Below are 25,045 nucleotides of genomic sequence, written 5' to 3' on the forward strand. Positions count from 1 at the left end.
CGCCAAGCGCCGCAACCAGCCCTTGCGTCCAGGAAACATGGGTCGCCCGCGCGCCTTCGACGACTCATGCGATGACGTTGGATGCCGATCGATCAGGAGATTGTCCGCGAGCCATGCTCCGGTTGAACCTCCGGAGCGGTCACCAGATCCCGCAGGAAGTTCTCGCACCAGAGCGAGACGTCGTGCGAGAGCAGATGTTCCATCATCATGCTCCAGCGGTCGCGGCGCTCCTCCAGCGACATGGCGAGCCCTCGCGCAATCGCATTGGCGGTACCTTCGACGTCATAAGGATTGACCAGCAGCGCGCCCTTCAGCTCTCGTGCGGCGCCGGCAAAGCGTGACAGCACCAAGACACCCGGGCGATCCGGATCCTGGGCGGCGACATATTCCTTGGCGACGAGGTTCATGCCGTCGCGCAATGGTGTGACGAGCCCGATCGTCGCCAGCCGAAAAAGCCCGGCGAGTACGTTGCGGCTGATCGATCGGTTGACGTAGCGGATCGGCACCCAGTCGACCGTTCCGATGGAACCGTTGACGCGGCCGGCCTGTTCGGCGACCATCTTCTGCATCTGCTCGTATTCGGGAACTTCCGATCGCGATTTCGGCGTGACCTGCAGAAACGTCACCTTGTTCTGGTAGGCCGGATTGACGGTGATGAAGTGCTCGAAGGCTTCCAGCCGCTGAATGATGCCCTTCGAATAATCGAGACGATCGACCCCGATGATCATGTCGCGACCCTCGATGCTGCGCCGGGTCTTCTGGACCATGACGTTCTCTGCGGCCTTTTCGGCGAATTCGGCAAAGGCCGCGGTCTCGATGCCGATCGGATAGGCGCCGGCCTTGAAGATCCGCCCGTGCGAATCGAACAATCCGTTGCCGAGGTCGTCGCCAATGCCCTCCCGTCTGAGATAGCCGGCGAAATTCTGGAGGTCGTAATCGGTCTGGAAGCCGACGAGATCGTAATGCGAGAGCCCACGCATGATCTCCTCGTGGACCGGCATGGTGACGAGAATGTCGGCCGGCGGCCAGGGAATGTGCAGAAAGAAGCCGATCCGGTTCTTCAGCCCCATCTGGCGCAGTTCGGCGGCCAGCGGAATGAGGTGATAATCGTGAACCCAGATGATATCATCAGGCTCGATCAACGGCGCCAGCCGGTGCGCAAAGAAGCGGTTGACGCGGAAATAGCCGGCCATTTCCTTCCGGCCATATTCGGCGAGATCGAGGCGGTAGTGGCAGATCGGCCAGAGAACGCGGTTTGCAAAGCCGCGATAATATTCCTCGACATCGGTGTCGGTGAGGTCGGTCAGGGCATAGGTGATATTGCCCTTCTGCTGCAGCGACAGCGCGCCGGGTTCCCTGTCGCCGCTCGACTCTCCCGACCATCCCATCCAGATGCCGCCGCGCTCCTGCAGGGCTGCCTGCAGCGCGACGGCGAGGCCGCCGGCAGCCGCACCGCCATCTCTGTTCGGCACGGGAACACGGTTGGAAACGACGATAAGACGGCTCATGGGGTTCCTTTGCCTTGGAGCGGTTCAGCTTTTCCGCGCCGATCCGGACGAGGGCCTGCTCATAGGCCAATGGGAATAATGGAACGGAGCGTCGTCCCGGGCTTGATGGGCCATGTCTTGGGAGACAGCCGTTGCACAGAATTTGCTTGAATCTAGGGCGATCGCCGCGGATTGAAAGAATTCCTTCTACAATTTTCCATTAGAAGAACGTTTCATCCGCTTCCGCACGGGAGCGTCTGTGCGGGGCCGCGCGCCTGACGCCACCGATGTCGGTTCGACTTTTGCCGCCGTGATGATGATGTTGGCGCCCGTCGCGATGTCGGCCTGTGGATCGCCTGCGCGGGTCACAGCCCGCTGCAGGACTCCTCTCCTGGGCATAGGGCGCCGGAGGACGGGCATAGACGTTTGCCCGGCCTCTTGAGTTAAGATGAGGCGGCAGCCTCGAGTACTTACTTCGCCAGCTTCGACAGCGCCGCGACCAGCCCTTGCGTCGAGGAGTCATGGCCTGCCGCGCTCTCCTTGCCCTCGACGACAGGCAGCAGACCCGTCGCCAGTTCCTTGCCGAGCTCGACGCCCCACTGGTCGAAGGAGTTGATGCGGAAGAGCACGCCCTCGACGAAGACGCGATGTTCGTAAAGCGCGATCAGGCGGCCGAGCGCGTAAGGCGTCAGCTTGTCGTAGACGAAGGTGATCGACGGACGGTTGCCCTGGAAGACGCGGTGCGGGGCGATGAAATCGGCCTTCCTGTCGTCCATGCCCTTGTCGGTCAGCTGCTTCTTGGCTTCTTCGAAGGTGCGGCCCTTCATCAGCGCTTCCGACTGGGCAAGAACGTTCGAGATCAGCAGCTGGTGCTGGTGGCGCAGCTCCGGTTCGAAGGCATTGGCGGCGATCATGAACTCGGCCGGGATGATGCTCGTGCCCTGATGGATCAGCTGGTAGAAGGCGTGCTGGCCGTTGGTGCCGGGCTCGCCCCAGACGACCGGCCCGGAATTGCCCTCGACCGGCGTGCCGTCGATGGTGACGCCCTTGCCGTTCGATTCCATGTCGAGCTGCTGCAGATAGGCGGGAAAACGCGACAGGCGCTGGTCATAGGGCAGGATGGCGCGGGTGGGATAACCCAGCACATTGCGGTGGTAGAAGCCGATCAGGCCGAGCAGGACAGGCAGGTTTTCTGCAATCGGCGCCTTGCGGAAGTGATTGTCGACGGCATGGGCGCCATCGAGGAACTTGCCGAAATTCTCCGGACCCACGGCGATCATCAGCGGCAGGCCGATGGCCGACCAGATCGAGTAGCGGCCGCCGACCCAATCCCAGAAGCCGAACACGCGGGCGCTGTCGATGCCGAAGGCTGAAACCTTGTCGAGCGCCGTCGAGACGGCGGCGAAGTGATGCTGCACGGCCGCTTCACCGAGCGCCTTGGCGATGAATTTGCGCGCCGTCTGCGCATTGGTCATCGTCTCCACCGTGGTGAAGGTCTTTGAGGCGACGATGAACAGCGTCGTCTCCGGCTGCACCAGCTTGAGGATATCGGCGATATGAGCGCCGTCGATATTGGAGACGAAATGCGCCCGCGGGCCGTCATGGAAGGGAGCAAGCGCCAGCGTCGCCATGACAGGGCCGAGATCCGAGCCGCCGATGCCGATATTGACGACATCGGTGATCGCCTTGCCGGTGGCGCCCTTCAGCGCGCCGGAGCGGATCTCGTCGGCGAACTTGCCCATGGCGGCGAGCACAGCGTTGACATCGGGCATCACGTCCTTGCCGTCGACCAGAACCGGCGTGTTGGAGCGGTTGCGCAGGGCGGTGTGCAGCACGGCGCGATCCTCGGTGAAGTTGATCGCCTTGCCGGAGAACATCTCCTCGCGCTTCTTCTCGACGCCGCCGTCTTCGGCAAGCTTCACCAGCAGCTTGAGGATGTCGTCGTTCACCGCCGTCTTGGAAAAATCCATCAGCAGATCGTCGAGCGAGACCGAGAATCGCGAAAAGCGCTCGGAATCGGCGGCGAAGGCCGCACGGAGATCGGTCGCCTTGGTGGCGGCGGCAGTGCTTTTCAGCTGTTCGACGATGGCGTTCATGGGAGGCTCCTTTGGAGGCGGAAAGGGTTGCGGAAACTATTCGCTTTCTCAGGCCCAAATCAAGTTCAGCCATTGCTCCAACATGAAAAAAGCCACCCGCAGCGAGCGGATGGCCTTCAATTTCATGAGCTTGTTAAATTAGCCGCGCAGGTCCTTGCGCAGGATCTTACCGACGGGGGATTTCGGCAGCTCGGTGCGGAATTCGATGAAGCGCGGGCGCTTGTAATTGGTGAGATTGGCGATGCAATGGGCCTTCACCTCGGCTTCCGTCAGCTTCGGATCCTTCCTGACGACGAAGAGTTTGACCGCCTCGCCCGAATGCCCGTCCGGCACGCCGATCGCCGCGGCTTCGAGAATGCCGGCATGCATGGCGGCGACTTCCTCGATCTCGTTCGGATAGACGTTGAAGCCGGAGACCAGGATCATATCCTTCTTGCGGTCGACGATCTTGGTATAGCCGCGTGCATCCATGAAACCCATGTCGCCCGAGCGGAAATAGCCGTCGTCGGTCATCACCCGCGCCGTCTCCTCCGGCTTCTGCCAATAGCCGGCCATCACCTGCGGCCCGCGGATGCAGATCTCGCCGACATCGCCGAGCGGCAGCGATTTTCCGTCCTCGTCGCGGATATCGAGATCGGTGGAAGGCATCGGCAGGCCGATCGAGCCGGTGAATTCTGGCGAATCGAAGCGGTTGGCGGTGGCGACGGGCGATGTCTCGGAAAGCCCGTAGCCCTCGGTCACCGCCGTGCCCGTTATTTTCAGCCAGCGTTCGGCGACCGGGCGCTGCACGGCCATGCCGCCGCCGAGCGACATGATCAGCGGGGAGAAATCGAGTTTGGCGAAATCGGCATTGTTCATCAGCGCATTGAACAGCGTGTTGAGCCCGGGGAAGATGTGGACATCGGACTTGCCGAATTCCTTGACGAGGCCGGGAATGTCGCGCGGATTGGCGATCAGGATATTGCGGGCGCCGAGCGACATGCCCATCAGCGAATTCACCGTCAGCGCGAAGATATGGTAGAGCGGCAGGGCGCAGAGGAAATTCAGCACCTCCGGCTGTTTCTTGCGCTCGAAGGCCGACCGCAGCCAGAGCGACAGCTGCAGCTTGTTGGCAAGCAGATTGGCATGCGTCAGCACCGCGCCCTTGGCAACGCCTGTTGTGCCGCCGGTATATTGCAGGAAGGCGACGTCGCCGCCGGTAAGAGCGACCGGCTGCAGGGTTTTCTTCGCCCCTTCGCGCAGCACCTGGCCGAAGCTCTTGTGCTGGGGGATCGACCAGGAGGGGACGAGTTTCTTCACCTTGCGCACGGCGAGATTGACGATCAGCCCCTTCAGCCCCAGCATTTCGCCGAGCGAGGTGACGACGACATGCTTGACGTCGGTCTTGTTGAGCACCTGCTCGACCGTACGGGCGAAATTCTCAAGCACGAAGATCGCCTTGGCGCCGGAATCGCGCAGCTGATGTTCGAGCTCGCGCGGCGTATAGAGCGGATTGACGTTGACGACGACGAGGCCGGCTCTGAGGATGGCGTAGGTCGCGACCGGGTTCTGCAGGACGTTCGGCATCATCACCGCGACGCGGTCACCCTTCTCGAGGCCGGTGCTTTGCAGCCAGGCGGCGACCTTGCGGGTCTGGCTCTCCAGTTCGCGATAGCTCATCGCCTTGCCCATGCTGGAAAAGGCGGTCCGGTCGGCGTAACGGGCGCAGGATTTTTCGAGCAGTTCCGCCAGCGAGGCATGTTCCAGCGGCGGAAGCTCGGCCGGAACCATCTCCGGATAGGCGGCAAGCCAGGGTTTCTCGGGCTTGGCTCCGTTCGGATGGACGGAAATGCTGTTCATCGTGTCTCTCTCCCTTGCGGCCGCCGTGCCGACGATCGGTCGGCAAATCGACCGGAAAGACCCTCCATCTTCCAGTCCGGCAGCTTATGCCATTGCTCGAATGGTTCAAGCCGAATTGAAGCTATACTAACCTTGACGTAAACGTCAACATTCGCTGGCCGTGCCATCCCGCCGGAGATGGGAACTTTGAACCCGCCATGACGTTGATCTTCCATACCCAATCCGAGAAAACCAAAAGGAGGTGCACAATGCTGAACCAGGATACCGACGCCAACCGCCGTGACCCGAACGCCAAGAGCACACATTCGCTGATCGCCAGCGACCGCGTCGAAGGCACCCGTGTCTATGGGCCCGATGGCAGACATATCGGCTCGATCGAACGCCTGATCATCGGCAAGCTCGACGGCCGCGTCGCCTATGCCGTGCTGAGCTTCGGCGGCTTCCTGGGCATCGGCCACGACCACTACCCGCTGCCCTGGGAAAAGCTGAACTACGACACCCAGCTGGACGGCTATCGCATCGATCTGACCAAGGAACAGATCGAAGGCGCCCCGAGCTATGCGGACGATGACGACACCTGGTACAACGATAATGGCCGCCGAGTGTATGACTACTACGGCGTGCCGCCCTACTGGATGTAACGTCGTCCGATAGGCGGAACTGGAAGGGCCCCGTGCGATGCGGGGCCTTTTGGTGTGTGCTGTTGTCGGTGGCGCTGCCCCTCACCCTAACCCTCTCCCCGTAAACGGGGCGAGGGGACTCGCCCTGCGCGAGGTTAGTGAGGAATGGAGAGGTCGCGGCATATCCCCCTTCTCCCCGCGCGCGGGGAGAAGGTGCCGGCAGGCGGATGAGGGGCTTTTCAGCAACCCGCAACAAGATCATTGGCCGACCGCAGCACCGTACCGACGACAATGTCTTCAGCCCGAATCATTTTGCCCGTCGTCACCGCAAATACATGGCTCTCGCCCGGCAGCAGCGTCACCAGCATGGTATCCACCACGGCATCCGGATCCAGCCGGTCCGCCATCAGGCAGAGATCCTTGAGAAAGTTCTCAGCCGTCACCGCAACCGCAAACCCGCCATCGATCGCTGTGACATCGATGCTCAGCCGCGGCGCCTGCAGGGCGAGTTCGATATCCTCGACGAAATAGTGAAAAGCCCGCCTGTCGAGCATCTCGATGACGATGACTTCCTCCTTCGGTAAGCCGGGGCTGACGATATCCTCGGGCAGCGGAAACGCCTTGGCTTCGAAGCGGTCGCAGAGCAGGCGCCAGAATTCGAATTCGGCCAGCACGGAGCCGTCGAGATTCAAACGTCTGCCGCTGATCTTCGCCCGCCAGAACAGCGTGCGTTCGTTGACCGCCACTGCCGCAAGCCCCCCATCACGCGGCTGGATTGTCAGCAGCCGTGGATCATAGGCGGCCTTCAGCGCATACCAGAGCGGCTTGCGGCGCCCGGCCGAATCCAGCGCCGCCCAGGAGGTCACCGGCCAGCAATCGTTGAATTGCCAGACCACCGCGCCCTTGCAGATATTTCGATGCGAGCGCATGTGCTCGATACCGAAACGGATGGCGCGCGCCTGATTGAGCTGGGTGGCGAAGTGCCAGTCGTCCATCGTCTTCGGCTCCGGCAGATGACCGGCGAGGCCGCGGATCAGCTTGTCATTGCCTTGCGTCGCCTTCTGGTGATGGAAGACGCCGTTCGATTGCGGCGTCAGCGGCTGGTCGTGCACGCTTTCTTCGATCGTCGCCCAATTGGCCGGTGCCTGCCAGCCGAATTCGGAGCAGAAGCGCGGGACATAGTCGCGGTAGACCTCGTAGCCGACATCGTTCCAGACGTCCCAGATATGTTTGCAGCCATGCGCATCGGCATTCGGCGCGATCTCCATCGAGCCGGAATAGGGGCTGCCGGGATAATAAGGCCGGTCGGGATCGAGTTCGGCGCAGAGCCTCGGCAGCAGGTCGAGATAATAACCGAGCCCCCAGCTTTCATCGGCCTTGATGACCGGCCGCCAGCCCCATTCGTCGAATCCCCAGATATTCTCATTGTTGCCGTTCCAGAGGATCAGGCTGGCATGCGGCATCAGCCGCACGACATTGTCGCGTACTTCAGCCTCGACCTCGCTTCGAAGCGGCTCCTCCTCCGGATAGGCGGCGCAGGCAAAGAGGAAATCCTGCCAGACCAGCATGCCCATGCGGTCGCAGGCCTCGTAGAATTCGTCGCGCTCGAAGATGCCGCCGCCCCAGACGCGCAGCATGTGGATATTGGCGGCTTTCGCCTCGTCGATCCGTGCCGCGTAGCGCCCCGCCGTCACCCGCGAAGGGAAACAATCGTCGGGAATCCAGTTCGCGCCGGCGATGAACAGCGGCACGTCGTTGATGACGAAGGTGAAGGCCGAACCATGCGCGTCGGCCGAGGTGTCGAGCCTGAGCGAACGGAAACCAAGCGCCCGCTGATAGCTGTCGAGCAGATCGCCGCCGGCATCGTCGACGAGCTCAAGCGTCAGGGGATAGAGCGGCTGGGCGCCGAGATGATGCGGCCACCAGAGTTTTGGCGAGGGCAGGCGAAGCTCGAAGGCGATGGTGTCTTCTCCGGCGCCGATCGCAACCGTCGTCGTCACACCGCCGATCGTCGCGACCAGCCGGCACGGCTTCGCGTCCCCATGGCGCGCCACCTTCGCATGGATCTTCACCAGCCCGTCGCCGCCGGCAAGCGTGGCCGAGACTCGTGTTTCGGCAAGCCGTGCCCGATCCCAGCTTTCCAGCCTGACCCTCTTCCAGAGCCCCGCCGTCACCAGCGTCGGACCCCAGTCCCAGCCGAAATTACAGGCCATCTTGCGCATCAGATTGCCCGGCCCCGGATAATTGTTGGGCCGGTAGCCGTAATGTTTCTCCATCTCGGCGCCATAGGCGTAAGCCGAGCGGAAGCTGACCGTGAGGTCGTTGGTACCGGTCGTCAGAAGGGCCGAGACGTCGAAGCGATAGGTGCGGTGCATGTTGAAGCCGCGGCCGATCTCTTCGCCGTTCAGCGCGATCGCCGCGATCGTATCGAGCCCGTCGAAGACCAGTTCCTGCACCTTGCCCTCATCCGGCGCGGCCTCGAATGTGCAGCGATAGGTCCAGTCGGTTTTGCCGATCCAGTCATTGGTGATCTCGTTGACGTCGATATAGGGATTGGGGATCAGCCGGTTGGCGAGAAGGTCGAGATGCACGCAGCCCGGCACCGTCGCGGGGATCGCATCCGGCAGGCCGGGTCTTCCTGTATCGTTGCAGTGAAGCGTCCAGCCGGAATTGAGCTCGGTCTTTTCGATCATCAAATATTCCTAGAGAAACCGGCCGTGGCGCTGCAGCACTTCGATCTTGTAGCCGTCGGGATCGGTGACGAAGAAGAACAGGCCGAAGAGTTTGCCGTCGCGGTTGAGTTCCACCAGCTGACCCGGCTTCAGCCCCAGCTTGGACAGCCGTTCACGCTCGACGGTCACCTCCTCGACGGAGATGGCGAGATGGCCGTAGGCATTGCCGAGATCGTAGGGTTCGCTCCGGCCCTTGTTGACGGTCAGCTCCAGTTCGAAGCCGGTCTCGGCATTGCTGAGATAAATCAGCGTGAAGGTTTCGAAATCGACGCGGTCGGCGACGGAAAGACCGAAGGCCTTGCTGTAGAATGCGACCGAGCGCGCCTCGTCGAGAACGCGGATCATCGAGTGGATCATCTTTGCCAAGTCTGCCTCCCATTCTTTCGGTCACAGCTGTGGTAGCGGTCCTTTCACGCCGGGCGCAAGCCGATTCTTCGGGTGATCGCCGCTTCGACAAGACCCATGGCGTCATAGATCAGCACCGCCATCAGGCCGACGATCAGCCCGCCCTGCAGGATGAAGGCGGTGTTGTCGGAAATCAGCCCGGCGATGATCACCTCGCCGAGGCCCTTTGCCGCCACCGTCGAGCCGATCGTCGCCGTGCCGATATTGATGACGGTGGCGACCTTCAGCCCTTCGAGGATCAGCGGCAGGGCAAGCGGCAGCTCGACGCGCAACAGCCGCTGCGTAGCACTCATGCCCATGCCGTCGGCGGCATCGAGCACCTGCGGCGACACCTGCTTGAGACCGGCGACGGTGTTTTCGAAGATCGGCAGCAGGCCGTAGAGGAAGAGCGCAATCAGCGTCGGCATGGCGCCGAAGCCGGTGGCGGGAACGGCGAGTGCCAGCACCGCGACCGGCGGAAAGGTCTGCCCGGCATTGGCAATCGCCCGCGACAGCGGCAGAAAGTCGGCGCCGCTCGGCCGTGTGACGAAGATGCCGCCGGCAACGGCGAGCAAGGCGCTGCAGACGATCGATCCGATCACCAGCTGCAGATGACCGGCCGCCAGCGACGCAAGGCTGTTTTGCGTATAGACGGCGGGCGCATTGTTGCTGGTCAGCGGCGTCAGCAGGAGGGAAAGCCACTCGGTCCTGAACAGCAGCACCAGCAGCAGGGCGAGCGCCGCCAGGCGGAAGAGATTGGCGACGAGCAGTTTCATGCCTTGCGGCCCAGTTCGAGCAGCCGCGTCAACGAGATCGATCCCACCGGCGCTTTTTCGCCGTCCTGCACGGTCGCCTCGCCGACCCCCTGCCAGATCATTTCGGCGAGCGCGTCGCGCAGACTGAGCGACTGCGGCAGGGCATAGGTAAGCCCGCTCTTGGCCGGTTCCATGCTCTCCTTCAGCGGCAGCAGCGACATCAGCTTCAGCGCCCGGTCGGAGGTGCCGGTCAGTTGCTGGACGAAGGGGTCGGCGGGCTCGGTGAGGATCTTTTCCGGCGTCGAGCATTGCAGCAGCCGGCCCTCGCTCATGACAGCGATCTGGTTGCCGAGGTGGAAGGCCTCGTCCATGTCATGGGTGACGAGAATGACGGTGGTGCCGAACTGCTTCTGGATCGCCAGCAGGTCGTCCTGGGCCTTGCCGCGAATAACAGGGTCGAGGGCGCCGAAGGGCTCGTCCATCAGCAGCAGTTCCGGTTCGGCCGCCAGCGCCCGGGCGACCCCGACGCGCTGCTGCTGGCCGCCGGAAAGCTGATGCGGATATTTGTCGGCGAAGGTCGCCGGATCGAGATTGAACAGCCCGAGCAGTTCCTCGACGCGCCTGGAAATACGTGTGGAATCCCAATCGAGAAGCTGCGGCACGGTGGCGATATTCTGCGCCACGGTGCGATGCGGGAAAAGACCATGCCCCTGGATGGCGTAACCGATCCGGCGGCGGAGATCGGTCACCTCGACATCCATGACATTCTGCCCGCCGACGAAGATCTCGCCCTCGCTGATCGGCACCAGCCGGTTGATCATCCGCATCAGCGTCGATTTGCCGGAGCCCGACGTGCCGACGATGACGGTGATCGAACCTTTTTCGACCTGCATCGAGACATTGTCGACGACGGTGGCGGCGCCATAGCGTTTGGTGACGTTGCTGATCTCGATCATGCTCATGCGGCGGATCCCCGGATGCTGTCGATGACCGCATCGAGGATGACGGCCGATGAGAAGGCGAAGAAGACGGTCGGCACGGCGCCGAGCAGGACGAGGTCCATGGCCGTCTGGCCGAGCCCCTGGAAGATGAAGATGCCGAAGCCACCGCCGCCGATCAGCGCCGCGATCGTCACCATGCCGATCGCCTGCACCAGCACGATTCGGATGCCGGTGAGGATGACGGGAAAGGCGAGCGGCATGTCGATGCCGACAAGGATCTGTCGGCGCGTCAGCCCCATGCCGGCCGCGGCATCGCGCACCGAGGGATCGACGCCCTGCAGGCCGACGACGGTATTGGCGACGATCGGCAGCAGCGAATAGAGCACCAGCGCGATCAGGGCCGGCGCCGTGCCGATGCCGCGAATGCCGATCGCTGATGCCAGCGGCACATGGGTGGCGAGATAACCGAGCGGCAGCATCAGCAGGCCGAAGAGCGCCAGGCTCGGGATCGTCTGGATCAGGCTCAAACCCTGCAGCACGATCGCCCGCAGCTTCGGCACCCAGAAGCAGAGGATGCCGAGCGGAAGGCCAAGGATAATGGCGATGGCGAGCGAGCCGAAGGCGAGCAGCAGATGCGAAATCGCTTCCGTCTCGAATTGCGGCGCCCGCGTCGAGAACTCCTTCATGATCGACAGGCTGTCGAGCAGGCCGGAGGAGAGCGAGATGAAGAGCAGCGCCGTATAGGCGGCAAGGGCTGCGACCCGCATCCACGGCGCCAGCCGGATCTTCACCAGCGCATCCGAGATGACGAGCCCGATCACCGCAAACAGCACCCAGAAACCGCCGCCCGGCGTCATGCGCGCCACGGTGCTGCCCGGCGGCGTGGCCGCGGCCGAGACGAGGCCGATCGCAGCGATCAGCGCCGCCAGGCAGAGTGTGGCGATGACAAGCCGTGCCAGAGCCTGGCGCAGGAACAGCGCGGCCAAAGCGGTGAGGATGAGAAGCACGGTGAGGGTGATGACGGAAGGCTGGGGAAGAAGCTGCGTCAGCAGCATCGGCTTGCCGGCGGCAATGCGGTTCGCCTTGACGTAGATGAAGGGCATCAGTGCCGTCGCCGCGATGCCGCCCGCCACCAGAACCACGCCGAGCCGGTCCAGCCTGCGGACCGCTGAGGTTTCTTCCATCAAATCAACCCTGTCTGACCAGTCCCGTCCGGCCAACCCTATCAGCAAAGGGAGGCTCCGCCCGCAACCGGGCGGAGCGAGCGATGACTACTTCAGGAAGCCTTTTTCCTTGAGATAGGCTTCGGCGACGGACTTTGCCGGCTCGCCGTCGACCTGGATCTTGGCGTTGAGCTTGCGCAGTTCGTCGGCGGTCAGGCTCTTGAAGATCGGCGAAAGCACTTCCTCGATCTTCGGATTGGCCTTCAGCACCTCTTCGCGGATGATCGGCGTCGGCGCATAGACCTGCTGCACGTTCTTGTCGTCTTCGAGAACGGTCAGCTCGGCCGCTTCGATCGCACCATCCGTGCCGTAGACCATGGCGGTGTTGACGCCGTTCGTCTGGTCGGCGGCCGCCTTGATCGTCGCCGCCGTGTCGCCGCCGGAGAGCACCACCATCTGGTCGGGCTTCAGCTGGAAACCGTAGGTGGTCTGGAAGGCGGGAAGCGCGCCGGCCGAATTGACGAATTCGGAAGACGCCGCAAGCTTGGCGGCACCGCCGCCGGCAATCCATTTGCCGAAGTCTGTGAGGCTCTTCAGCTTGTTCGGCTCAGCGACGTCGTTGCGCACGGCGAGCGCCCAGGTGTTATTGGCCGGCGACGGCGTCAGCCAGACGATCTTGTTGGCGTCGTAATCGAGCTTCTTCGCCAGCTCATAACCCTGGTCGATGTTCTTCCAGGCCGCGTCGTCGGCCTTGTTGAAGAAGAAGCCGGCATTGCCGGTATACTCAGGATAGATGTCGATTTCGCCAGCGGTGATCGCCTTGCGCACAACAGGTGTGGCGCCGAGCGCGATGCGGTCCTGTGTCTTGATGCCGTTGGCTTCGAGCGCGAGCGCGATGACATTGCCGAGCAGCGTGCCCTCAGTGTCGATCTTCGACGAGACGACGACATCCGCGGCATGGGCCGCACCCGCCGCGAAGGCGGAGAGCGAGACGGCGAGTGCGAGTTTCTTCAGCATGGAATATCCCCTTCGTTGACACCGTTGAATATGGCGCAAACCTCGGCGGGAGGCCTGCGCGCGCAGAAAATCCGCCGGCACCGGCGACCACTTGGGCCGCCATGCCGGAATGGCGTGCGTCATGGAAATAGCGTGCACGCTCGAAAAATCGATGCAAGCCCCCTCCAGTATTTGCCGTCGCAGCACGATTATGGCGGCGAATGCACCTCCACGCGCGGAAACGCATTCCCTTTTCCAGGGCCGGCGCGATTTGTTTTTGTCCCCTTGCGTGTTTCCACGGCGTTCCGGTGCTCTTTCGCGGAATTTCCGCCGCCCGGATTTCTTATGATGGAAACGATAGTCCGGCTCCGCGGATGCAGGGATATCTTTTTTCGTGAACACACCATATCGTCCGGTTTTTCCAGCGCTTTCCGGAGGGAGAGATTTGCATCTCGGCGCCCTGTTCATAAGCCACCATGTGCTGACCTCCGGTTCGGTGCGGGAGACCGCGCGCCGCTTCGAGCTGTCGCCTTCCACGGTGTCGACGGCGATCCGCCATCTCGAGACCGAGCTGGCGATCAAGCTGACGGAACGCGCCTCCGGCGAGCTGGTGACGCTGCTTGCCAGCGGCAGGGTGCTGGAAGGCCTGACGCCGATCACCGCTGCGGTCGACGAGCTCGGTCAATTCACCGGTCAGGACGCCGCGGCCGCCGACGCCCGTGCGGCCTGGGCAGCCCGCATCCCCGTCAAGATCGTCACCATCGAGCGTTTTCTCGAAGTCGCCGATCAGGGCAGCATCAACCGTGCTGCCCGCCGCCTTCGCCTGGGTCAGCCGCAGCTTTCGCTTCAGCTTGCCAATCTGGAGAAATTTCTGGGTCATCGGCTGTTCGAGCGGCAGGCGCAGGGCTCGGTGCTGACGGAGGAGGGCAGGCGTGCCTACCAGATCTTCACGACGATCAGCCAGGCGTGGAACGATCTGAAATCCTCGGCCGACGAGCGCTATCGCCGCGCCGCCCGGTCGCTGCGCATCGGCTCGATCATCCCCACCGGCTCGGAAAGCTGGGTGGCGCGCTGCCTGGGCTCGCTGGTCTCCGAATGGAATGCGCGGCGCAGCAACAATGCGATCTCGCTCGTTTCGATGACCGCCGACGATCTGCGCGAGGCGCTGAAGAGCGGCCGCATCGATGTGGCGATTCTGGATTCGGTCTTCGGGCTGGAGAGCTTTCGCCATCGCCAATTGCTGCAGACCGATATGGTGGTGATCGCTCCGCCTGATAGTACCGGAACCACGGTCGCCGATCTCGTCGCCGGCCACGCCATCTGCATGCCGAGCCCGCGCACCGGCCTCGGCCATGCGGCGATGGCCTTCAGCGATGAGCGTGCGCCCGACCGGCGCTTGCGCAGCCGGGATATCACCGCGGCGGATTCGCTGCCGGTGATCGTCGACCTTGTCGCCAATCACGGTTACGTCTCCTTCCTCGGTCGCGTCAGCGCCATGCCGATCGCCGATAAAGTGCGCATCGTCGATCTCGACGAACATCTGCCGATGTCCTATCACGTCGCCTTCAACCATCGCAAAGCCGCCGCCGATGCCTGCGCCGTCATCATCGAAGCGGCGGCGAGACTTACATCGGAAGCCGTCGCGCAGACCATGGCGCGCGCCGAAGCCAGGGAGAGCGCCGCGTGACCATCCTGCTGGAAGTGTGTGTGGATAGCGCCGAGGGCCTTGCCGCCGCGATTGAAGGCGGCGCCGGCCGCATCGAGCTCTGCTCGGCGCTGGAGCTCGGCGGCCTGACGCCTCTGCCGAGCCTGATGAAGATCGCCGCGCGGGCGCCCATCCCAATCTATGCAATGATCCGCCCGCATGCCGGCCCCTTCATCTTCGGGGCGGCGGATGAGGAAGCGATGCTGCTCGATATCGACGCCGTGCGCGCCGCAGGCCTCGCCGGCGTCGTCATCGGCGCCAACCGGCTGGATGGTACCCTCGACATGCCGCTGATCCACCGTCTGAAGGCGCATGCCGCAGGCCTCGGCTCGACCCTGCATCGCGCCTTCGATCTGGTGCCGGATGCCGATCAGGCACTGGAACAGGCGGTCGAACTCGGCTGTGAGCGCATCCTGACCTCCGGCTGCGCGCTGAAGGCGCCCGACGGAATCGAAACCCTGAAACGCCTCTCGGCCAAGGCGACTGGGCGCATATCCATCATGCCCGGCAGCGGCATCCGCCCGGCCAATGCCGGAGCGATCTTGCAGGCAACCGGCGCTCGCGAGGTGCATGGGTCCTGCAGCTCACCAATCGAAAGCGTCGACCCCCGTGCGGTTGCCTTCGGTTTCGAGGCGAAGAGTATGAATAAGACGGATGTTGCGGTGGTCAGGGAGATGTGCAGGGTGATTGCGGCGGTGGGTTAGCGAGCGCCGCCGACGCAAGCACAGCGCTTAACGGCTGCCCCTCACCCTAACCCTCTCCCCGTTCTGACGGAGAGAGGGGACGTGCCCTGCGCGAGGTTAGTGGGGAACGGAGAGGTCGCGGCTCGCCCCCTTCGCCCCGCAAGCGGGGAGAAGGTGCCGGCAGGCGGATGAGGGGCTTGCCCCGCCGATCCAGCTCGGCGAAACGGGGCGCTAACCCTCCCTAACCAACCCTGATCACCGCCTTGATCAGCCCGCTCTTCTCATGCGCCCACCGCGCCAAGTCGCGTGGCGCATCGGCAAGCGTCGTGCGATGGGTGATGAGCTTGTCCACCGGCACCAGGCCTTTGGCGATCGAAGCAGCCACGTGCTCGAAATCGGCGCGGGTGGCGTTGCGGCTGCCGATCAGCGTCATTTCGCGTTTGTGGAATTCGGGGTCGGAGAAGCGGATGTCGTCCTTGACGACGCTGACCAGCACCAGTGCGCCGCCATGGGCGACGAAGGAGAAGGCTTTCTCCATCGAAGGGCCGTAACCCGTGGCATCGAAGACCACGTCGAAACCGTCGCCATCGGTTTTTTCCCGCAGGGCGTCCGCCGTTTGCTCGTTGGCGACGATGCCGGAGGTGAAGCCGAAACGGTCCGAGGCCATCTGCAGCCGCTCGGCACTGGTATCGAGCAGCGTCACGTCATGGCCGGCGATGCGCGAGAAGATTGCCGCCCCGAGCCCGATCGGGCCGGCGCCGATGACGAGCGCCTTGGCACCGGCGCCGGTCATCGAGCGGCGCACGGCATGGGCGCCGATCGCCAGGAACTCGACGGTTGCCGCCGCCTCGAGGCTCAAGCCCTCGGCGGCGTAGAGGTTGCCTGCGGGAACCGAGATCTCCTGGCAGAAGGCGCCGTCCGTATGGACGCCGAGCACCTTGATATTGGTGCAGCAATTCGGCTTGCCCTTGATGCAGGCGACGCATTGGCCGCAGGACAGATAGGGATTGACGATGACGGGTGTTCCCACCGCCATGGCAACACCGTCGCCGGCTTCCAGCACCGTCGCCGAGACCTCATGCCCCATCACCCGGGGATATTCGAGGAAAGGGTGTTTGCCCTCGAAGATGTGATAATCGGTGCCGCAGATGCCGACATGGCTGACGGCCAACCGCACCCAGCCGGGTGCCGGTGCCGCAGGCGAAGGGCGTTCGGCGATCTCGAGCACGCCGGGCTCCCGGCAAACGACTGCTTTCATGACGGATCTCGATTCTTCGTTTTTACTCTATGTCGCGAGATTTGCCCCTCACCCTAACCCTCTCCCCGCTTGCGGGGCGAGGGGACGTGCCCAGCGAGACGTTGGCGAGGGACCGAGAGGTTGCGGCCTGGTCCCTTCTCCCCGCGAGCGGGGGTCCGAAGGACGGTGCCGGCAGGCGGATGAGGGGCGGGCAGGCGGCGATCTCCTGCTCGCCGCTCAATTGCTCTTACGGCGGCGCAGCTGGTCGAAGAAGACGATCACGATGATCAGCAGACCGGTGATGATGCGCTGCCAGAAGGAGTTGACGTTCAGAAGGTTGGCGCCGTTGTTGATGGTGGCGAGAATGAAGGCGCCGATCAGCGGCCCGTGCACCGAGCCGACCGCGCCGAACAGGCTGGTGCCGCCGATGACGGAGGACGCGATCGCCTGCAATTCCCAGCCGTCGGCCTGCGTCGCATTGCCGATGGCGATGCGTGAGGCGAGCAGCACGCCGACGAAGGCGGCAAAGCCAGCCGAGAGGATATAGGCGAGGTAGATCATGCCCTTGACGTTGACGCCGGAAAGACGCGCGGCTTCCGCATTCGAACCGACGGCGAAGAGATAGCGGCCCCAGCGGCTGAGATGCAGGAAGACGAAGGAGGGCACCGCCACCAGGATGACCATCCAGAACAGGCTCGGAATACTGAGAAAATCGGCCCGCGCGAAATTGCTGAAGCTCTCGTCGGTGATGCTGATCGTCGAGCCGTTGGTGATCAACAGGCCGATGCCGCGCAGCGATGTCAGCGTTGCCAGCGTGATGATGAAGGGCGGCAGGCCCATATGGACGATGCCGAAGCCGTGGAAGGCGCCGATCGCCACACCGATTGCCAGCGTTAGTATGATCGCTCCCCAGAGCGGCACGCCCGCCTGCAGCAGCCAGGCGATGATGACTGTGCAGAAGCCGACGATCGCGCCGACCGAAAGGTCGATGCCGGCGGTGATGATGACGAAGGTCTGGCCGAGCGCCAGGATCGCCGTCATCGCGCCCTGACGCAGCAGGTTCGAAATGTTGAGCGGCGTCCAGAAGCTCGGGGTGACCAGGCCGAGCACGACCCAGAGGAAGACCAGCAGGCCGATCAGCGTCAGGCCGAACAGGATGTTCATTTTCCGGCGCGGCGGCGGCGCGACGATTTCGGTGGGGGTGGCAGTCATGTATTTTCTCCCTCTTAGAGAATTTTCGTTTTCCGAATGACGGAAATTCTCTATCTCTTTGTTCTCACGCAATTTCCGGACGCAAAACCGCTAAGCACTTTTGCTGGAATTGCTTTTGCTCAGACGCCGATCGCTTCGCTGAGCACTTCCTCATGCGTCGCCGCGTGGAAATCATGGCTGGCGACGATCCTGCCGCCGCGGAAGACGTGCAGCCGGTCGGCCAGTTCGTAGACCTCGGGCAGGTAGGAGGAGATCAGGATGATGCCGGCGCCCTCCTTCAGCAGCTTGGCGAACAGCCGATAGATTTCCGCCTTGGTGCCGACGTCGACGCCGACTGTGGGTTCGTCGAAGATGAACAGCCTGGCGCCATGGCTCAGCCACTTGCCGATGACGATCTTCTGCTGGTTGCCGCCCGACATGCTGGAGGCCGGAACCCGCCGGCTCGGCGTCTTGATGCTGAGATCGCGGATCTGCCTGTCGGCATTGGCCGATTCCCGCGCGTGGTTGATGACGGGGCCGTGGCTGAGACGCCCGAACACCGGCAGGTTGATGTTGAGGCCGATCGGCAGGTTGAGGCAAAGCCCCTGGTCGCGCCGGCTTTCCGGCGCCAGCGCTATGCCGAGTTCCATCGCGGTGCGTTCGTTCTTGATATCGACAGGCTTGCCCATCCACTGGATGTCGCCTGCCGTCGTCGGCTGGCGGCCATAGAGCCCGAGCGCGAATTCGCTGCGCCCGGCGCCGATCAGGCCGTAGAGGCCGACGATCTGCCCAGCCTTGACGCTCAGCGACACGTCTTCGAAGCCCGGGCCCGAAAGGCCGCGGACCTCGACGATCGTTTCGCCGATGGCAATCTCTTCCTTGTGGTAGATCTGTTCGATCGAGCGGTTGATCATCAGCGCGATCAGCTCGGCGTCATTGGTCTCGCCGATCAGCCGCGTGCCGACATGGGTGCCGTCGCGCAGCACCGAGACGCGGTCGGCAAGCTCGAAGACTTCCTCCATGCGGTGGCTGATATAGACGATGGTGACGCCTTCGCCCTGCAGCCGGCGGATCAGCTTGAAGAGCTGCGCCGATTCCTGGCGGGTGAGATAGGCAGTCGGTTCGTCGAAGATCAGGAACTGGGTGCCGCGCATCGCCGCGCGCGCCGTGGCCACCAGCTGCTGCTGACCGATCGTCAGTGAGCTGAGCAGCGCGCCGGCCGGCAGGCCGAAGCCGAGATCGTCGAGCACGGCCTGCGCCAGCTTCTCCATCTGCTTCTTGCGCATCAGGCCGTATCGGTTGACCTCATCGCCGAGAAAGAGGTTGGCGGCGACCGTCAGGTGCCGGCAGAGCACGACTTCCTGGTGTACGGCGTTGATGCCGCGGGCGATCGCCTCGTTCGGCGTCGACAGCCCCACCGGCTGGCCGCACCAGAGCACCTCGCCGGCCGTGCGGGTGATGACGCCGGTGAGCAATTTGATCAGGGTGGATTTGCCGGCGCCGTTTTCACCGACGATGGCGTGGATTTCGCCGGCGAGGAAGGTCAGCGTCGCCGGCTTCAGCGCCTGGACATGACCGTAATTCTTCTGCAGGCCCTTGAGCTCGAGGATGGGCGATCCGGTGGGGATGCGGTTGGCTTCTTTCAGCGTGGCGCTGTCATCATGGCGATGACTGACCTCTTCCAGTCCGATCATGGACCTCTCCTCCTCTTGGTCGCCTCATTTCCACCCTTGCAAACCATAGCATGATGGAAAAAGCCGCGCCGGTTTTTAAAAACCGGCGCGGCCTGTCTGTCTTGTTTACTTGATCTTCGGGTTCAGCAGTGCGTCGATCTTCGGATCGGCCATATTCGCCTTGGTGACGAGGTTGGCGCCGGTATCGACATTGGCTTCGACCTTCTCGCCCTTGGAGACGGCAAGCGCGGTCTTGATGCCGTCATAACCCATGCGGTAGGGGTCCTGGACGACGAGACCGGCAATGGCGCCGTCCTTGAGGAAGCCGACCGTCTTGTCGTCGCTGTCGAAGCCGATGACCTTGATCTTGTCGCCGAGCTTGTTTTCGGCGATCGCCTGACCGACACCCTGCGCCAGGATCAGGTTCGAGGCGAAGACGCCGACGAGCTTCGGATTGGCCGTAATCAGGTCGGTCATCATGTTGAGGCCGGTCGTCGCCTGGCCGTCACCATACTTGTCGGCGATGACCTTGAGGCCCGGATGCTTGGTCTTGATCTGATCCAGGAAGCCTTCGCGGCGCTGCTCCAGCGAGCCGACGCCGGGAAGATTGGTGAGGATGACGATTTCGCCTTCTTCCTTGCCCGTCATCTCCTTGATGGCGGCGGCAAGACCGTCGGCGGCGATGCGACCGCCCTGGACGTTGTCGGTCGTCAGGAACGACTTGAACGCCTTGGAGTCGGCGCCCGAGTCGATGCCGATGATCGGAACTGACTTGGCGGCTTCATCGATCGGCTTGCCGAGCGCCTTGAATTCGGTCGGCGAAATGACGACGGCGGCCGGCTTGCCGGCAACGGCGTTCTCAAGAATGCTGATCTGGCCGTTGATGTCCGATTCCGCCTGGGCGCCGAGTTCCGGCACGTTGACGCCGAGATCCTTGCCGGCCTTGCGGGCGCCGGCCAGAACGATCTGCCAGTAGAAGGACGTCGTGTCCTTGACGATGATCGGGATCGTCACGTCGGCGGCAAAGGACGTGACCGGCATCGCCGTGGCGATGACGGCGGCGCCGGCGAGCGCGGTAAAGGCGCGGCGCGACAGAAGGGATTTCACGATGGTCATAAGGGTTCTCCTCTCAGGATGCGTTCTCCTCCGAATAAACCGGCCGCTGAACGCAGGCGGACGATTTTTATCGATAAAAAACATTTGCAGGGAGAAGCTAGCCGAGGCGCAATCAAATTGCAAGAGTGCCGATCCGGCTTTTTTGCTTTGGTAAAATCCTCCCAAGCAACTGATTTTATTCCAATACAACGATAACCTAAAATAGCTACTGGCCGAGATCGACCTCATGCGGATGCACGACGCCCTTTTTCAAAATCAGGTTGCCGTAGAGCCGGAATTCCGTCGTTGCGACGATATAGGCAGCCTTGCGGGCCATCGCGTAGAAGGCGAAACGCTCGACCGGCACGATCGCAAAATCGCCGGCGCGCCGGGAAACGATCTTTTGGAACTCGGCGCAGACCTCCGGCACGGCGTGCGGGTCGCCGACCACCTCCATCCGCCAGGCTGTCTCCGGCACGAAAGTGTCGAGCGGCATGTGGGCGAGGATCGCCTCGGCCATGTCGGTGGCGCTGACACCGTCGGCGCGAATGACCGGCGGGCCCATCGAACCAGAGGGGAAATTGGCGTCCGCTATGACGATGTCGTCGCCATGTCCCATCGTCTTCAACGCGTGGAGCAGGTCGGGGCCGAGCAGCGGATGAATACCCTTGAGCATAGTGTCTCCTCAGACCCGGACAGCTTCGGCGCCGAGCGGCGGCGCGACCAGCGTATAGGGCTCGAATTCGGCATAGATCTCATCGGCAAGCCGTGGCTCGACGATCTCAATGTTGCGGATCAGGCTCGACGGCTTGGCGGTGCCGATCAGCACCGATGCGACGATTGGTTCGCGCAGCGGAAACTGCAGGGCGGGCGCGGCCAGCGGCACGCCGTGGCGTTTGGCGATCGCCTCCATGGCGCCGACCTTGGCGAGCACCTCGTCATCGGCCGGCATATAGTCGAAATGCGCGCCCGGCACCGGCCCGGTGGCGAGAATGCCGGAGTTGAAGACGCCGCCGACGACCAGCGACGTGCCCTTCTTCAGGCAGAGCGGCAGAAGTTCGGCAACCGCCGACCGGTCGAGCAGCGTGTAGCGGCCGGCCATCAGGATGCAGTCGAGATCGGCGTTGCGCATGACGTCGAGGCAGACGGGCACTTCGTTGACGCCAAGGCCGAAGGCGGCGATCGCGCCTGAGGATTTCAGTTCTTCGAGCGCCTTGATGCCGGAATCGAGCAGCTGCTTCTGGTAGACCGCATTCTTCGCCGCGCCATGCGTATAGCCGCCGATATCGTGCACGTAGAGAATATCGATGCGGTTGAGGCCGAGGCGGGCATAGCTGAATTCGACAGAGCGCATGATGCCGTCATAGGAATAGTCGTAATCGGCATCGAAGGAGAGCGGATCGACATAGCTGTAATCGGGCACGGTGCCGGTCGGCACCGGCCGAAGCAGCCGGCCGACCTTGGTCGACAGCACGTAGGAGCCATCAGGCTGGTCGCGCAGGAAATCACCGACGCGGCGTTCGGCAAGGCCGAGGCCGTACCAGGGGGCGACGTCGAAATAGCGGATGCCGCTGTCCCAGGCCGCCTGCAGCGTTTCCATCGCTACCTCGCGCGGGCAGGCGCGGTAAAGACCGCCGAGCGCTGCCGCGCCGAAGCTGATTTCGGTCACCTCGAGCTTGGTCTTGCCGATCCGTCTCGTCTTCATCATGCCTCCTCGCCAAGCCTTGGGGTGTTCTTTTTAGATTAGAGAGTCGCGCCCAGATGCCACGGCACGAATTCATTGTCGCCATAGCCGAAGAGTTCGCTCTTGGTCTTCTTGCCGGAGGCCGTGTCGACGATCAGCTCGAAGATCTCGCGGCCCTTGCCGCTGATCGTCGCGTCGCCGGTGGCGATCGTGCCGCAATCGATGTCCATATCCTCTTCCATCGAGGCATAGAGCGCCGAATTGCTGGAAAGCTTCAGCGACGGCGCCGGCCGGCAGCCGAAGCAGCTGCCGCGGCCCGTGGTAAAGGCGATCATATTCGCCCCGCCCGCCACCTGGCCGGTCGCCGAGACCGGGTCGTAGCCGGGAGTATCCATGAAGACGAGGCCGGGGGCGGTGACCCGCTCGGCGTAACCGTAGACCGCCGTCAGCGGCGAGCGCCCGCCCTTGGCAACCGCGCCGAGCGATTTTTCCAGGATGGTGGTGAGGCCGCCGCGCTTGTTGCCGGGCGAGGGATTGTTGTCGAGCGAGGCGCCGTGCAGGGCGACGTAATCCTCCCACCAGGCGATCTTCTCGTCGAGCTTCCTGGCGACTTCGTCGCTGACGGCGCGGCTGCGCAGCAGATGTTCGGCGCCGTAGATTTCCGAGGTTTCCGACAGGATCGCCGTGCCGCCGGCGGCTGCCAACAGATCGGCCGCGACACCCAGCGCCGGATTGGCGGTAATGCCGGAAAAGCCGTCGGAGCCGCCGCATTGCAGGCCGATGATGATTTCGCCGACCGAGATCGGCACGCGTTTTTCCTTGCCGACATCGGCGGCAATTTCGCGCAGCATGCCCATGGCGCGCTCGACCGCGCGGCGCGAGCCGCCGGCATCCTGAATGTTGAAATGCCGCTTGGCGGCGCCGGCACCGCTCTGGCCGTAGAGCGTCAGCTGGTTGACCTCGCAGCCGAGGCCGATCATCAGCACGCCGCCGAAATTGACATGGCGGGTATAGCCGGCAAGGGTCCGGTGCAGCACATTCATGCCGTCGCCGGTCGAGCTCATGCCGCAGCCCTGGTCGTGCACGATCGGCACGAAGCCGTCGATGCCTTCGTAATGCGGCAGGATCGTCCGGTTGGCCTCGTCGGCGATCGCCCGGCAGACGGTGGTGGAACAGTTTACGCTGGCGATGATGCCGATATAATTGCGCGTTGCCGCCCGTCCGTCGGCGCGGCGATAGCCCATGAAGGTCCGCGCCTTGTCTTCATCAGTCGCCGCTTCCGGCGCCGAATTGGCGGTGGCCGCCAGCCGGTCGTTTTCGAAATGCAGATTGTGGCTGTGCACATGGTCGCCGGCCTTGACGTCTTCGGTGGTGCGGCCGATCGCCTGTCCGTATTTCACGACGGCGGACCCAAGCGGAATATCCGCAATCGCCACCTTGTGGCCGGGGTCGATTTTCTCGGAGGTCTTGATGCCGGCAACCGTCGAACCCGGTGCGATGGCCGCCGTTGCGACCGCGACATTGTCACCGGCCGACAGGATGATCCAAGGCAGTTTGTCCAAGTCTCTTCTCCCCAGAGCGTGATACCGAAAAGTGTGAGCGGTTTTCGGACGACATCATGCTCCAACTATTGAATTCAGGAAACGCTCGCTGCATCGGCGAAAGCGCATTGATTTTGTTTTTTATCTACAATAAACATTTTCAAGTCAACGGGAATATTGATCCTGTGGACGAGGGAGGCAATGAGCCGCAGGCGACCGGAAATAAGCTAAGTTCGTTTGAACAAGCCCCGGTCTATTTGCCCTGCTTTAGAGCCGGGCAGCGGGCACGAGGGCGGAAAGCGGGGTCTGGTGGCAAGGCAGAATACAGTCTTCAAGGAAGCCTACAACAGGTATGCCGTCGCCCTGCGCACGGATACGGCACTGCCCTCGGAACCGGAGATCGCCGCCCAGCTCGGCGTCAGCCGATCGACGGCCCGCGCCATCCTCACCCGCCTCAGCGAAGAAGGCATCATCCGCTGGAACAAGCGCCAGAAGATCGTGCTGCGCCAGCCCACCGACCGCGATCTCTTTCCCTCCGAAGAGACCGACTCCCTGCATGATATCATCGAGCGCAGCTTCATGCAGCGCATCCTCGCCGATGATGCCGCCCCCGGCATGCAGATCAACGAGCTGGAGCTGGCCCGCGAGATCGGCACCGGCACGACAAGCGTCCGCGAATTCCTGATCCGCTTCTCCCGCTTCGGCCTGATCGAGAAGCGGCCGAACAGCCATTGGACGCTCAAGGGCTTCACCCGCGAATTCGCCCTCGAACTGGCCGATGTGCGCGAGATGTTCGAGTTGCATTCCGCCGCCGAATTCGGCCGGCTTGCCCGGGATAGCCAGGCCTGGACCGATCTCGCCGCTATCCGCGACGAACATCACGCCATGCTTGCCGACATCAATCAGCGCTTCAAGGATTTCTCCGTCCTCGACGAGCGCTTCCATCTCCTGATCCACCGCGCCTCGAAGAACCGCTTCATCGCCGATTTCTACGACGCCATCGCCATCGTCTTCCACTATCACTACCAGTGGAACAAGACCGCCGCCCGCGAACGCAACGAGCGCGCCATCCACGAACATCTGGATTATATCGCCGCGCTCGAATCCGGCGACCAGGCGGCGATCGAAACCGCCTGCCGCGCGCATCTCCACTCCGCCCGCCAGACCCTGCTGCAATCCCTGCCGCAGCTGGCGACGGAGAGTGATTGAGGTGAAAGGCGTGC

At 63.1% G+C, this 25,045-nt stretch carries 20 protein-coding genes; 4 read left to right on the forward strand and 16 right to left on the reverse strand.

Annotated features, from left to right (window positions below; all coding sequences use genetic code 11):
- Nucleotides 1-92: 92 nt before the first annotated feature.
- The 3 genes from otsA to BBJ66_RS02530 all read right to left on the reverse strand — a co-directional run bounded on the left by otsA (nt 93) and on the right by BBJ66_RS02530 (nt 5,422).
- Entirely contained in the window at nt 93-1,508 is a 1,416-nt protein-coding gene (gene otsA / locus BBJ66_RS02520) for an alpha,alpha-trehalose-phosphate synthase (UDP-forming) (protein ID WP_071084744.1), read from the reverse strand.
- 449 nt (nt 1,509-1,957) lie between these two features.
- A complete protein-coding gene (gene pgi, locus BBJ66_RS02525) occupies nt 1,958-3,583 on the reverse strand; it encodes a glucose-6-phosphate isomerase (RefSeq protein WP_071084746.1) in 1,626 nt (541 codons plus the stop codon).
- A gap of 138 nt (nt 3,584-3,721) precedes the next feature.
- Nucleotides 3,722-5,422 (reverse strand): long-chain fatty acid--CoA ligase, encoded by a 1,701-nt coding sequence (locus BBJ66_RS02530; protein WP_071084749.1) that lies wholly within the window; start codon nt 5,420-5,422, stop codon nt 3,722-3,724.
- A 248-nt stretch (nt 5,423-5,670) separates the two neighbouring features.
- Between BBJ66_RS02530 and BBJ66_RS02535 the strand changes: the two genes are divergently transcribed.
- Complete coding sequence (locus BBJ66_RS02535) at nt 5,671-6,063, forward strand: PRC-barrel domain-containing protein (protein WP_049732234.1); 393 nt, start codon at nt 5,671-5,673, stop codon at nt 6,061-6,063.
- Between the two features lie 218 nt (nt 6,064-6,281).
- Here the strand turns inward: BBJ66_RS02535 and BBJ66_RS02540 are convergent, their stop codons facing one another.
- From BBJ66_RS02540 to osmF, 6 genes are all read right to left on the reverse strand, one after another.
- Nucleotides 6,282-8,735 carry a glycoside hydrolase family 2 protein gene (locus BBJ66_RS02540; protein ID WP_071084751.1) on the reverse strand — a complete coding sequence of 818 codons (2,454 nt, stop codon included), beginning with the start codon at nt 8,733-8,735 and terminating at the stop codon, nt 6,282-6,284.
- 9 nt (nt 8,736-8,744) lie between these two features.
- Complete coding sequence (locus BBJ66_RS02545; protein ID WP_071084753.1) at nt 8,745-9,140, reverse strand: VOC family protein; 396 nt, start codon at nt 9,138-9,140, stop codon at nt 8,745-8,747.
- Nucleotides 9,141-9,184: 44 nt separating this feature from the next.
- Entirely contained in the window at nt 9,185-9,934 is a 750-nt protein-coding gene (locus BBJ66_RS02550; protein WP_071084755.1) for an ABC transporter permease, read from the reverse strand.
- Entirely contained in the window at nt 9,931-10,875 is a 945-nt protein-coding gene (locus tag BBJ66_RS02555; protein ID WP_049732238.1) for an ABC transporter ATP-binding protein, read from the reverse strand. Before BBJ66_RS02555 ends, BBJ66_RS02550 begins: the two co-directional genes overlap by 4 nt.
- Nucleotides 10,872-12,038: an ABC transporter permease gene (locus tag BBJ66_RS02560; RefSeq protein WP_071084760.1), complete on the reverse strand. Its 1,167-nt coding sequence runs from the start codon at nt 12,036-12,038 to the stop codon at nt 10,872-10,874. The genes BBJ66_RS02555 and BBJ66_RS02560 overlap by 4 nt, the downstream gene beginning before the upstream one ends.
- An 87-nt stretch (nt 12,039-12,125) precedes the next feature.
- The gene (gene osmF, locus BBJ66_RS02565; RefSeq protein WP_049732240.1) at nt 12,126-13,034 is read right to left on the reverse strand and encodes a glycine betaine ABC transporter substrate-binding protein OsmF; all 909 of its coding nucleotides are present in this window, start codon (nt 13,032-13,034) and stop codon (nt 12,126-12,128) included.
- A 424-nt stretch (nt 13,035-13,458) separates the two neighbouring features.
- Between osmF and BBJ66_RS02570 the strand changes: the two genes are divergently transcribed.
- On the forward strand, nt 13,459-14,700 hold the full coding sequence (locus BBJ66_RS02570; protein WP_071084762.1) for a LysR family transcriptional regulator: 1,242 nt from the start codon (nt 13,459-13,461) through the stop codon (nt 14,698-14,700).
- Nucleotides 14,697-15,422: a copper homeostasis protein CutC gene (locus tag BBJ66_RS02575; RefSeq protein ID WP_071084765.1), complete on the forward strand. Its 726-nt coding sequence runs from the start codon at nt 14,697-14,699 to the stop codon at nt 15,420-15,422. The genes BBJ66_RS02570 and BBJ66_RS02575 overlap by 4 nt, the downstream gene beginning before the upstream one ends.
- 220 nt (nt 15,423-15,642) lie before the next feature.
- On the opposite strand, the gene BBJ66_RS02580 is transcribed toward BBJ66_RS02575, so the two are convergent.
- The 7 genes from BBJ66_RS02580 to BBJ66_RS02610 form a co-directional block, all read right to left on the reverse strand.
- Nucleotides 15,643-16,659: a zinc-binding alcohol dehydrogenase family protein gene (locus BBJ66_RS02580; RefSeq protein ID WP_012556482.1), complete on the reverse strand. Its 1,017-nt coding sequence runs from the start codon at nt 16,657-16,659 to the stop codon at nt 15,643-15,645.
- 216 nt (nt 16,660-16,875) lie between these two features.
- The gene (locus BBJ66_RS02585; RefSeq protein WP_012556483.1) at nt 16,876-17,850 is read right to left on the reverse strand and encodes an ABC transporter permease; all 975 of its coding nucleotides are present in this window, start codon (nt 17,848-17,850) and stop codon (nt 16,876-16,878) included.
- 119 nt (nt 17,851-17,969) lie between these two features.
- Nucleotides 17,970-19,523, reverse strand: a complete 1,554-nt coding sequence (locus BBJ66_RS02590; RefSeq protein WP_012556484.1) for a sugar ABC transporter ATP-binding protein — start codon at nt 19,521-19,523, stop codon at nt 17,970-17,972.
- 105 nt (nt 19,524-19,628) lie between these two features.
- Nucleotides 19,629-20,618, reverse strand: coding sequence for an ABC transporter substrate-binding protein (locus BBJ66_RS02595; RefSeq protein ID WP_012556485.1), 990 nt, complete (start codon nt 20,616-20,618; stop codon nt 19,629-19,631).
- Between the two features lie 205 nt (nt 20,619-20,823).
- Nucleotides 20,824-21,273: an RbsD/FucU family protein gene (locus BBJ66_RS02600; RefSeq protein ID WP_049732245.1), complete on the reverse strand. Its 450-nt coding sequence runs from the start codon at nt 21,271-21,273 to the stop codon at nt 20,824-20,826.
- Between the two features lie 9 nt (nt 21,274-21,282).
- Entirely contained in the window at nt 21,283-22,302 is a 1,020-nt protein-coding gene (locus BBJ66_RS02605) for an aldo/keto reductase (RefSeq protein WP_071084767.1), read from the reverse strand.
- A 38-nt stretch (nt 22,303-22,340) separates the two neighbouring features.
- Nucleotides 22,341-23,843: a UxaA family hydrolase gene (locus BBJ66_RS02610; RefSeq protein ID WP_071084769.1), complete on the reverse strand. Its 1,503-nt coding sequence runs from the start codon at nt 23,841-23,843 to the stop codon at nt 22,341-22,343.
- A gap of 288 nt (nt 23,844-24,131) precedes the next feature.
- Here BBJ66_RS02610 and BBJ66_RS02615 point away from each other — a divergent pair, with 288 nt between their 5' ends.
- The gene (locus BBJ66_RS02615; protein ID WP_049732247.1) at nt 24,132-25,031 is read left to right on the forward strand and encodes a GntR family transcriptional regulator; all 900 of its coding nucleotides are present in this window, start codon (nt 24,132-24,134) and stop codon (nt 25,029-25,031) included.
- Nucleotides 25,032-25,045 lie beyond the last annotated feature (14 nt).

It is taken from the genome of Rhizobium sp. RSm-3 (genome assembly GCF_001854685.1).
GTDB lineage: Bacteria > Pseudomonadota > Alphaproteobacteria > Rhizobiales > Rhizobiaceae > Rhizobium > Rhizobium ecuadorense.